At 36.8% G+C, this 10581-nt stretch carries 13 protein-coding genes; 2 read left to right on the top strand and 11 right to left on the bottom strand.

The genetic code is table 11. The features are described 5' to 3' along the window. Together ABE34_RS15125 and ABE34_RS15120 are read right to left on the bottom strand one after the other, a co-directional pair. The coding region (locus ABE34_RS15125; RefSeq protein ID WP_197141398.1) for a transposase family protein at positions 1-485 on the bottom strand (485 nt) is incomplete at its 3' end. Positions 486-653: 168 nt separating this feature from the next. Further along, on the bottom strand, positions 654-1718 hold the full coding sequence (locus ABE34_RS15120) for an NAD(P)/FAD-dependent oxidoreductase (protein ID WP_197143334.1): 1065 nt from the start codon (positions 1716-1718) through the stop codon (positions 654-656). Positions 1719-2071: 353 nt separating this feature from the next. Between ABE34_RS15120 and ABE34_RS15115 the strand changes: the two genes are divergently transcribed. After that, positions 2072-2308: a YuzB family protein gene (locus ABE34_RS15115; protein ID WP_197143333.1), complete on the top strand. Its 237-nt coding sequence runs from the start codon at positions 2072-2074 to the stop codon at positions 2306-2308. A gap of 209 nt (positions 2309-2517) precedes the next feature. On the opposite strand, the gene ABE34_RS15110 is transcribed toward ABE34_RS15115, so the two are convergent. After that, complete coding sequence (locus ABE34_RS15110; RefSeq protein ID WP_197143332.1) at positions 2518-3270, bottom strand: TIGR01457 family HAD-type hydrolase; 753 nt, start codon at positions 3268-3270, stop codon at positions 2518-2520. Continuing rightward, positions 3267-3719 (bottom strand): HepT-like ribonuclease domain-containing protein, encoded by a 453-nt coding sequence (locus ABE34_RS15105; RefSeq protein ID WP_197143331.1) that lies wholly within the window; start codon positions 3717-3719, stop codon positions 3267-3269. Before ABE34_RS15105 ends, ABE34_RS15110 begins: the two co-directional genes overlap by 4 nt. Positions 3720-3807: 88 nt before the next feature. Between ABE34_RS15105 and ABE34_RS15100 the strand changes: the two genes are divergently transcribed. Beyond that, a complete protein-coding gene (locus tag ABE34_RS15100; RefSeq protein WP_079561497.1) occupies positions 3808-4074 on the top strand; it encodes a DUF3055 domain-containing protein in 267 nt (88 codons plus the stop codon). 252 nt (positions 4075-4326) lie between these two features. Here ABE34_RS15100 and ABE34_RS15095 read toward each other — a convergent pair whose 3' ends face one another. The 7 genes from ABE34_RS15095 to ABE34_RS15065 all read right to left on the bottom strand — a co-directional run bounded on the left by ABE34_RS15095 (position 4327) and on the right by ABE34_RS15065 (position 10407). Beyond that, positions 4327-4521, bottom strand: coding sequence for a hypothetical protein (locus ABE34_RS15095; RefSeq protein ID WP_197143330.1), 195 nt, complete (start codon positions 4519-4521; stop codon positions 4327-4329). 65 nt (positions 4522-4586) lie between these two features. Continuing rightward, on the bottom strand, positions 4587-5114 hold the full coding sequence (locus tag ABE34_RS15090; RefSeq protein ID WP_197143329.1) for a D-glycero-alpha-D-manno-heptose-1,7-bisphosphate 7-phosphatase: 528 nt from the start codon (positions 5112-5114) through the stop codon (positions 4587-4589). A 535-nt stretch (positions 5115-5649) separates the two neighbouring features. Continuing rightward, entirely contained in the window at positions 5650-6003 is a 354-nt protein-coding gene (locus tag ABE34_RS15085; protein WP_197143328.1) for a YutD family protein, read from the bottom strand. 32 nt (positions 6004-6035) lie between these two features. Next, the gene (lipA, locus tag ABE34_RS15080) at positions 6036-6959 is read right to left on the bottom strand and encodes a lipoyl synthase (protein WP_197143327.1); all 924 of its coding nucleotides are present in this window, start codon (positions 6957-6959) and stop codon (positions 6036-6038) included. Positions 6960-7064: 105 nt separating this feature from the next. Then, positions 7065-7847, bottom strand: a complete 783-nt coding sequence (gene yunB / locus ABE34_RS15075; RefSeq protein ID WP_241747085.1) for a sporulation protein YunB — start codon at positions 7845-7847, stop codon at positions 7065-7067. A 45-nt stretch (positions 7848-7892) separates the two neighbouring features. Next, on the bottom strand, positions 7893-9002 hold the full coding sequence (locus tag ABE34_RS15070; protein ID WP_197143341.1) for an HD-GYP domain-containing protein: 1110 nt from the start codon (positions 9000-9002) through the stop codon (positions 7893-7895). Positions 9003-9033: 31 nt separating this feature from the next. After that, on the bottom strand, positions 9034-10407 hold the full coding sequence (locus ABE34_RS15065; protein WP_197143325.1) for a bifunctional metallophosphatase/5'-nucleotidase: 1374 nt from the start codon (positions 10405-10407) through the stop codon (positions 9034-9036). Between the last annotated feature and the right edge of the window lie 174 nt (positions 10408-10581).

Genomic DNA, 10581 nt, shown 5'->3' with positions numbered 1-10581 from the left:
CCTGCATCTGTATCGCCTTTATACTCATCAATCGCAATCGCTTTTGGTAAACGTACACCCTCTACTAATTGTTTATTCGCTACCTTTTTAAAACGGCGAATGACCGTCGTGGTTGATGTACCTAGTACTTCTGCAGCTTCTTTAAATGTTTTGGCCTTAATAGCGCGTATACTCACTACTTGATTCCATTCCTTTGAATAACGTTGATATTTATCTACGAAGGGGGATTTTTCAGAGAAACGCTTTCCGCATTTACAAACATAACGACGACGCTTATAGAAAAGAATCGTTAAACGTTCAAACCATTTTAAATGATTGATCTTCTGTATACGATAATCATGAACCTTCGATGTTTCTTTTTTACAAGCTGGACATTGATGCGTACATTTAGGTAATTGTACATACAATGCGATTCGATCGCCTACTTCTTCTACTTTCGTAATCTCTACATCTTTTAATCCTGGGATATTCATGTTAAAATTCATTTGCACAGTTCACCTTTCTATTACTTGTTTCTCGACAATTCAAGTATATAAATCGGTGAATCTGTGCTTTTTTTATGCATGGAATTGTGTGAATACCCCAACAAATATTATAGAACCAAAAAATAAGGGATTGTTTCGAAATAAATTTCGAAGCAATCCCTTTATCATTTAATCGTTTTGACGTTTGTAGTACCATAATAGTCCTGATTTCATTAAGCGTGCGATACGTCCTGTTACTGTTGTATCTGCTAAATAAACAAAGCCTTGTTTTTTACCAAGCGCTCCCATGAAACCTTTTAACTTGATATCAGGCATTTTTTCAGGTAAGTTTTCGCCTTTCCAACGCATGCGAAGTACTTTTACGATTTGTTCTGCTTGTTCCTCTGCTAACTGCGCAGTTGGAGGTAAATCTGAAGCAGCACAGTCACCTACAATATATACATGCTCGTCATCTAGAAGATTGAAATATTGTGTAACAAGAGGACGACCTTGTTTATCTTTCTCAACTTCCAAATCACGAACAATTTTGACTGGCTGTACACCAGCAGTCCATACTACAGTATCGAGTACAATTTCTTCATCGTGATTGTAAATTTTACCTTGTTCGATTTTTGTAATATTTGAATTGGCAATAACTTCAACATCATGTTTTACGAACCAGTCTTTTACATATTTACTTAGCTTTTCTGGGAAGTCCTTCAGAATACGTGGACCACGGTCGAATAGCTTTATTTTTAAATCTGAACGGCTTTCACGTAGCTCACTTGCAAGCTCAATACCACTTAAACCCGCTCCTACAATTCCGACTGAAGAGCCTGCTGGTAAACCACAAAGTGCTTGGAATGTTGAACGTGATTTCGCCATTGTCTGAATGCTATATGTGTACTCCTCTGCACCTGGTACACCATGATATTTATCCTCACAGCCAAGACCAACTACTAAATCATCATATTCAATACGTTGTCCATCTTCTAGAATGACTACTTTTTCCGCACGATTAATTTCAACAACTTCTCCGTATACAGCCGTTAAACGTTCATGCTCCGGGAAGCATACACGAACTTCTTTATCTGTTGCAGTCCCAGCTGCTAATGCGTAAAATTCTGTTTTTAAACTATGGAAAGGGGCTCTGTCTACTATCACAACTTCTTTGTCTAATGGAAGGTTTGGTAATAGTCGAAGCATGACACGCATATTGCCGTAGCCGCCACCTAAAAGTACTAATTTTCCCATAATAGTCTCCTTTTATATCTCTTATATTAATTGTTCACAAAGTATCCACAAATGAGTATAACCGATTGTGAGAAGTTTCACAATATCATAATGCAATTTTGTGAAAGATTTCACAAAATAAATGATTACTTGCCTTTTTCGAACGGCTTTTGAATGGATTACCGCTTTGACAATTTGTCACTATTGCCCAAATCCCTTTCATCACTTTTGCAAAGATAGTTTAACACTGTAGCGAGTCATCATTTTTATGCATCCAGCTTTAGCACTGAATATCGGCTTTTATCTCATGGCCAACTCAAATTATTGACGAATGTTTTAAAAGCGAGTAGCATTACCTTGGTGAGGTGACACGTATGAATCCAATGGTTGAATTTTGTATAAGTAATTTAGCAAATGGCTCTCAAAAAACATTTGAAGTACTAGATCGCGACCCGAACATCGACGTTTTGGAATATGGCTGTCTTAGTTACTGTACAAAATGTTCAGAATCATTTTATGCAATCGTCAATGGTGAATTAGTTGAAGCTGATTCTCCTGAAGAATTAACGAATGCCATTTATCAATTTATCGAAGAAAATCCGTTATGGTAATGAAGGCTTAATACCTCATTCATATAATGTTGAAACGCTTACTATTAAATTTGAACATATAAAAAGGATGTTATGCCAAAAAAATCGACATAAGCATCCTTTTTTTATGTTTGAACTTTTTAAACGAATATTTGGGCAGCAATTGAAAAGTAACTTTAAACCCGAATTCATCTCACACTATAGAAAATGTGAGACTCGGATGAAAGAAGTTAAATTAATGCTTCTACTACATAAGTAGGTTGCTGTTCCTTCTCAAGTACAGCCTTTGAAGGTGTAACACCTGTATTTACATGGATTGTGTCACAGCCAAAACGAATCCCACACATAATATCTGTGTCGTAATTATCGCCAATCATCACCATTTCATCTTTCATAAAGTCATGCTCTGTCGCAATGACTTCAAGCATTGCAGGAGATGGTTTACCGATATAGAGTGGCTCAACGTCTGCAACCTCACCTACTAATCGGGCAAATGACCCATTACCTGGGAGAAATCCATGTTCTGTTGGGAATTTAATATCTTGATTCGTAGCTATAAACGTTGCCCCATTTTGCACAGCAATCGTTGCCTTCGCAAGTGCCATATAATCTAGATTTCGATCAATCCCCATAACAAATACCTCTGGCTCATCCTCGGTAGGTTCAATGCCTTCATTAAATAACGCTTTACGAATACCATCTGAACCTAACATGGCTACTTTTTTACCTGGGAAATTCAAGGCTACATATTTCGCTGTAACTAATGCACTTGAGTAAATATGATCTAACGGTGCATTCACACCTATAGCGTTTAAAGCTTCCTGAAGCTGCTCTCTTGTCTTAGAAGAATTGTTTGTTACGTAAAATGGCTCAATTCCAGCTTGTTGTAACTGATGTATAAAAGTTATCGCAGAAGGAATTCCGTCCTTTCCACGGTACACTGTCCCATCTAAATCAAAGCAATAGGCCTTGTAGGTTTTCATTGATGATCCTCTGGTAAAAATGCAGAAACAGGGCCAAGTTCATTTGTTAAATAACTATTCACAGCTGGTGAGAATTGTTTTAATGCTGGTAAAGTAGCTGTTAATACATTCACAACTTCCTGAACATCTACATCTGTAAATTCACGAACAAGCATTTTACGTAAGCCAACTACTGCTTTTAATGGTTCTTCCATTTCAGTAGTTACGACTTTTTCATCGATTAAAATATCAATAATATCCTCATAGCTTCCTGGATCACGCATAATGAAGCCGTCAATCATTAAATTTCCAACATCCATCATTGACTCCATCACATTGTGACCAATTCGCTCGATTGCTAATTCCTTAATATCATTTTCAAGCCAGCTATTTTCTGACTCTAAAATAGCTAATAGCCCATCTAAGTACTGTAAATTTTTTGTGATTTTATTACGATCTACAAAATACACAAGGAAAGCCCCCATTCAAATCTTTAAAAGTTGATAGTCATTTCTCTTCTATAGTACCATATCTATAGGACTGGAAGGAGATTAAAAGATGGAACGTTTTTTTTTATATGATGATGTAGAAGATACAAAAACACGCTTTGTTAGTTTTGCTGGGGAAAAGTTGCGTTATGATTTAGCCATTTTGCAATCGGGTCGTTTCTTTGGGAAAGTGCTTGTCATGGACATCCAATTTGGACGTTTTGCAATAATCGGTCCAGATGATGTAGAAGAGCCTGGCTATCTTGAACACGTTTATAATCGTACAGAGGAAGAGACAGTCGAGCTACGAGAATATTTACGTGAATTATTAAATTAACACCATTCAAATTCGTGTTTCATAAGAAGACAAGCTGAAACCTAGATAGTGTTTATAGAACACGGGGGAATTTTGAGTCTCCTCACAAAATCCTTGTGGCGTATCCTTCAATTAGGTATATCATGCAAGCAATTAAGAATTAAATACAAAAAAAATTCCGTTTTTCTGCAGACATAAGGTTATACTTTACGTACTGTGCAACAGAAAGAAGGCGGAATTTCTTTTGTAATTGAGGAGCATTGTATCGTGCCCCTACTTTTCATTATTTATAGTAGCAGGATTATCCTTATTGTGAGGCTTGTCTTTGTTTTCATTGTCGTTTTGTTTTTTGGCTTGTTGATTTTGCCCAATTACTCCTAAATCATCAACACTAATATCAAAGCCAAATCCATATTCTTCTCGATCTAACGATTTTTTATTTTTTTTAGTCAAATTAATCACCTCCACTAAATAAATTATCCTTTTTTTAAATGATTTATACGCTTTTTCTTTCTATCTCAACAACACTAGCTTTAAGCTGTTGCGTCCTTAATAATCCAATCAGTAGCACTAATTAAATCTGGAAAAATCGCATCTGCTAGCGGATCTTTTGCACCTAAAAATACTCCCTTAGTTCCTGCTCGTTTCCCTGCTATAATATCTGTATCCGTATCTCCAACCATGTAGGATTTTGCCAAGTCTATATTGTATTTTTCACCAAGGTCAACGATTAATTTACTATTAGGCTTACGGCACGCACAGCCCGACTTTGGTTTATGAGGACAATAGACGACTTCGTGTATAGTGGCACCTTCTTTTTTCAATTCCTTTACCATATGCTCATGAATTTTTTGAAGCTTCGTTTCTTTCATATATCCCAATCCAACGCCGCCTTGATTAGTTACTACAAATATATAGTCAAAGTATTTATTCAATTTTTTTATTGCTTCCGGAACATGCGGTAGGAAATAGAGTTCATTAGGTTTGTTAACAAATTTAACGCGATCCGTTAATACTTCATTGATGACCCCATCACGGTCCAAAAATACAGCTTTTTTCATCTAAACAACACACACCTTTAATATAAAACTAGGAATAATTTTTAGAATCCGTTCCGTCCCTTTTGATTCATTACTAAAAATTAGGAATATCACTTTTTAACTTATGCCATAATATTTAAGTTGATTGGAGTGGAGACTGGGCGACTCCTTGGGGATCAGCGATATAGAGGAACGAAGGCTAAAAGCATCACGTCCTGTGATAACGCCTTCGTGACCAACATCCTATTGGCCCGAGACCCTGCAGCGAAGCGGATGTTTTCTGTGCGAAAGCGTAGTGCAACGTAGCGACAGCAACAAAGCGGCTCATCGGACGCCCCCAGGAAGCTTTGCTCTGTGCGAAAGCGTAGTGCTAACGAAGCGGCAGCAAATGTTTTATCTGTGCGAAAGCGAAGCGGCAGCAACAACAAAGCGCCCAGCCGGAACGGAAATCAACCTCACGCTATGTTGATAAGTTACATTTTTATTATTACCAACTTAAAAAAAACTATCACTACAAAGTAAAAACCTGATGCAAATTGCATCAGGTTTTAAATGTTTATTCTGCTATTTGTTCATTCTCAGCAAGCTTTGTCACTTGACTATCTTCACTTACTACAGCTACTGGCTGCTGATTGGATTTACCGGATTTGCGCAAGACGAAATAGGCGCAGCCAAAATTACAATACTCGTATAGGTAATCTTGTAGTGTACTAATCTTTGTATCGAAAGTGGCTTTCTGATTTTTATCGTCAAAAAAGCCTTTTAAGCGCAATTGATTGTAGCCCCAGTCGCCCACAATATAATCATATCTAGCTAAAATATCCGAGTATCGCTCCTTGAACACTTCCTCTTCGAAAGCTTCTCGGTAATCTTGTATAAGCTCGTATTCATATCCTTCAATAGTAATCAAAGTGACACCACCTTCCATTTCAACATTCGTTTTTACAGTTCTGTTTGTAATTGACGTTCTTTTGTTGCTTCGTTTACTTGTTCATCAGCATGATAGCTACTACGTACAAGTGGGCCTGCTTCACAATGCTTAAATCCTTTTTCCATTGCGATTTTACGAAGTTTACCGAACTCTATTGGTGAATAATACTTTTTAACAGCTAAATGCTTTTTCGTCGGCTGTAAGTATTGACCAATTGTCATAATATCTACGTTAATTGCTCGTAAATCATCCATAACCTCTAGAATTTCTTCTTCTGTTTCACCTAAGCCTATCATTAAAGATGATTTCGTAGGGATGTCTGGCTGCATTTCTTTTGCCAAACGCAGAAACTCTAATGAGCGCTCATATTTTGCACGAGCACGTACTCTTGGCGTTAAGCGACGCACGGTTTCAATATTATGATTTAAAATATCTGGCTTAGCATCCATTAATAATTGAAGGTTCTCTTTCACGCCACCTAAATCAGACGGTAAAACTTCAACCGATGTAGCCGGACTTTTACGACGAATCGCACGCACAGTTTCAGCTAATACTTGCGCACCGCCATCCTTTAAATCATCACGCGCAACCATTGTAATAACAACGTGCTTCAAGTTCATAATAGCAACAGAATCTGCTACGCGTTCTGGCTCAGCTAAGTCTAATTCATTTGGTAAGCCTGTTTTAACAGCACAGAAACGGCAAGCACGTGTACAAACAGATCCAAGAATCATCATTGTTGCTGTACGGCGTTCACCCCAGCATTCATGAATATTAGGACAGCGTGCTTCCTCACATACAGTATGCAGATTTTTTTCTCGCATGAGCTTCTTTAGCCCTTTATATTCATCATTTGTATTTAGTTTAATTTTTAGCCAATCTGGCTTTCTTAAGTATTCTTCTTTGTCTTTACTTGTAGGTTTACAAGATGTCATACGGATATCGCCCCTATCAGAAATGTGCATTTTTTCTATTAACTATCTTCACTGTTGTCAATGTAACATAATATATGAACTCCAACAACTATCACAGCAACATTTCTATTCATTAAAAGGCACAGGTATTTCAAGGGACGGCTGTGTTGCTGAATCACCATTTGAATAAACATTTGGCACTTGCCCCTTCGTTAAACCCATTGCCACCGGAATATCCTGAGAAACTGTAGCTGTTTTACTAGCAAAAGGGACAATAATTTGTACATTTACCTCTAAATGAATTCCTACCTGTACAAATGCACTATTAATACCATACTCCGTTATTGAAGAAGTAACATCACTATGGACATTTCCAACTACGTGAAAGCGTACCGGAATTTTAGGTCCTAAATTCCCGAGTAAAGGGATATTGGCAGCCTGGCTAATAGGTACATAAAAAACGACTCCATTGCCTTCTTTTATCTTGTTAAAATCATATTCAACATTATCAAGATTTGGTAAGTTAGACAAATCTCCTTCCTCAGCCTGCTCTAAATTCATTTTTACTTGCTTTACCGTTTCGGCACGAACTCGATTAATTACTTCAGTATTTATTTTCAAATCAGAGTTATTGCCAGGGGATACTTCTACAAGAACATCATTAATATCTAAAACATTTGATGTGGCATTACTTACAACATAGGATGCAATCTTATTCGTTTGTATTTCAGCATATTCTAAGTAGGTCGGCATAAGCCTTTCATTCAGAAAATAAATAAATAAAAAAATACCAACAATAACGCTTACAATTAAAAAGGGTATACGATTCAACCGTTTTTTTCCACTTTTTCTATAGTTACCATACTGACTATATGTTCGTAATTTCATCCTTTTTCGAGGGAAAAACAAAAAAAATCTCCTCCTGTTCCATAACGTATGAACAGGAGGAGATTTTTATTCGATTTTCGATGGGACAACGTAATCCGCTTCAACACTTTCAATGATTACGGTTGGGTAGTCCACTAAATTAATTTCATATGTAGCTGCTACTATTTGATTTTGCTCCTCAAAAACACGAATCCACGGCATTGCTGGATCTAATGTATTTTGTCTTGATACGATACCTCGACGGCCGTCCGATAATTTTAAAATAACACCGTTCGGATAATGGACCACAGACATTTTCAATGCATTGACAACACGTGCATCGTATATAGTTCCAGAGCCTGCTTCTACAATTGCTAGACCCTGAGAAGGTAGCATTTTTTCACGATATGAACGGCTTGTCGTCACTGCATCAAAGACATCAGCTACACCAATAATTTTTGCAAACGGATGGATTTCAAAATCAACTAAGCCCCTTGGATAGCCACTCCCATCAATCCGTTCGTGATGTTGGAAGGCACAATGTGCAACAATCAATGATATGGAATGTAAATTACGTAACAAATCGAACCCATATCGAGTATGCTGCTTCATCGTTTCAAACTCGTCAAACGTTAGACGCCCAGGTTTTGTCAAAATCTCTTTTGGTACCATAAGCTTCCCTATGTCATGTAACAAAGCGCCAATTCCAATTATACGTAAATCCTCGGCTGAGTAACCAAGCTCTTTAGCAATCGCGATCGAATAAAGAGTGACTTGAAAGGAGTGTTGATATAAATATTCATCAAATAAATACGCATCTGTTAGTATTGTTAAAATTTCATCATTGCCACTAAGTACCGATAGTAACTCATCTACAATTGAAAGAATTGCCTTTGATTGTTGGTCAAGCACATAAGAGGCATTTACTGGACTTAAACCATCGATTGATTGGAAGGAATTTTTAATGGTTGAAATCGTTTTATTTCGAACAACAGTTGGGACTGTTTCCTCTACTTCAATACCTTCAGAAATTTTATCGTCAATATACAAATAATGCGTATTTAATTGTTGAAGTCTTTGTATGATACGTTCATTAATGACAACATCTTTTTTTAAAAGAGGGTGTCCCGCCTCATTCCAAATGGTTCTTGCTAAGACCATTCCTTCTTTTAATACATCGATTGAAATTAACCGCATGACCTTTTCCCCAATCCATTCTAAAAGCGTTTTATCTATTGTGCTTAAAGAATCTTTGCCCATAATCTATCATAATATTTCGTAAAAATTCTGGTAGAATATATTTTTTCTTAGCATATTTAAAGCTTGGATAAAAATAACCAAACGTAAATAAATCAAGTGTGACTAATTTATAAATTTGATCGTTATCTGCAAGCTTCCCATTGATCAGTAGTTGGCGATCTTCATTCATTGAAAAGCCATACGTTAACATCTTCCCAAAGATTACGCCTCTAAACCCTAATCCTTTTAGCTCAATATAAGGCCATTCTTCATTTTTAGATTGCTGGAAAATTTCTTTCATTTCAGCAACCGATAATTCAATCGTACATAAATTTATAGGATGTGGGAAAATTCTATGCAAATCAAGTGCCGTTACTGTTCCCTTAGGTAAACCATCTAAAAAAATACCCGCGTTAAATAACGCACAATCCGCTCCACTTTTCTCTAAAATAGCCCGCGCGAACAAATCGGATAATTGCGAATAATGGAACCATTCTTTGTTGTACGATTTTTCTGTAATGAATACTGGCTTATCGAGTAATCGTTTGCCCTCATCTTCTAAAAACTGAACGATTTCATGTTCATTTTTAACCGTAGGCAAATCTTTATTATGAATTAAGAAATCCTTTTTTTCAACAATTTCCCTCATTCTTTTGTCATATTCTAACACAAGATGGCCCGTATATTGACCAAATTTCCCCCCACCAGTTAATAAAACGCCATTAACCAGCTTGCCATTCGGGAGAACATGATGTGTATGTGAGCCGAATATAACATCTATTTCTGGGCATTCCTCAGCTAAAAGCTCATCCTCTGTTATCCCTAAATGCGACAAACAGACTATAATATCTACTTCTTTACGAAGCTGATAGGCTAAGTGAATGAGTGAGTTTCGTGCCTCTTCAATCTCCCAGTTTAATTCCTTATAATAAATTTCAAACATAGCCGTTGCTGCAATAACTGCAATCTTTGTGCCATAAGCAGTTGTTAATACAACATACGGTTTCATCCACGCTGGATTTGTTCCATGTGAAGCATTTACATTAGCAACTACTACGTCAAAAGCTGCTCCATCATATAAATGATACAGCTCCTCATGGGACAATGTTATACCTTCATTATTACCGATTGTCACAACATCGTAGCCCGCTTCATTTAATAACTTCACATTGCCCTTACCAACTGTTGCTTCTGTATAACTATTTGAACGATCTAAATGATCGCCGACATCAAATAAATAGCTTGTCTCTCCCATGTTTGTAAGCTTAGTACGCATTTCTTTCACATGACTTTGCATTCGTGGCCAATATTTAAAATGACTATGCAAATCATTCGTATGAAAAACATGAATTTTTTCTAGCAATTAAGCCACCTCTTCTTTAAAATAGCTTCTATGTCTGTAAAGAATTGCTATTAGGCATTATTGTCAGTATAAAGTCGATTTATAGATACTTCCAACCAATATTGGCTCATCACCAAAAGTTGTCGATGACATTTGATAAATCTTGTATATAAGTTGATTGGAGTGGAGACTGGG

Source organism: Lysinibacillus sphaericus (genome assembly GCF_015844675.1).
Classification (GTDB): Bacteria; Bacillota; Bacilli; order Bacillales_A; family Planococcaceae; genus Lysinibacillus; species Lysinibacillus sphaericus_E.
Note: the sequence above shows the minus strand (reverse complement) of the source record. Positions and strands in the feature narration are given on the sequence as shown.

What these genes read in the sequence shown, in the direction of transcription:
- ABE34_RS15090 (WP_197143329.1), bottom strand. Translation starts at nt 5,114, where the DNA reads ATGAAAAAAGCTGTATTTTTGGACCGTGATGGGGTCATCAATGAAGTA.
- ABE34_RS15115 (WP_197143333.1), top strand. Translation starts at nt 2,072, where the DNA reads ATGAATCCAATGGTTGAATTTTGTATAAGTAATTTAGCAAATGGCTCT.
- ABE34_RS15100 (WP_079561497.1), top strand. Translation starts at nt 3,808, where the DNA reads ATGGAACGTTTTTTTTTATATGATGATGTAGAAGATACAAAAACACGC.
- ABE34_RS15120 (WP_197143334.1), bottom strand. Translation starts at nt 1,718, where the DNA reads ATGGGAAAATTAGTACTTTTAGGTGGCGGCTACGGCAATATGCGTGTC.
- ABE34_RS15110 (WP_197143332.1), bottom strand. Translation starts at nt 3,270, where the DNA reads ATGAAAACCTACAAGGCCTATTGCTTTGATTTAGATGGGACAGTGTAC.
- ABE34_RS15070 (WP_197143341.1), bottom strand. Translation starts at nt 9,002, where the DNA reads ATGCGGTTAATTTCAATCGATGTATTAAAAGAAGGAATGGTCTTAGCA.
- lipA (WP_197143327.1), bottom strand. Translation starts at nt 6,959, where the DNA reads ATGACATCTTGTAAACCTACAAGTAAAGACAAAGAAGAATACTTAAGA.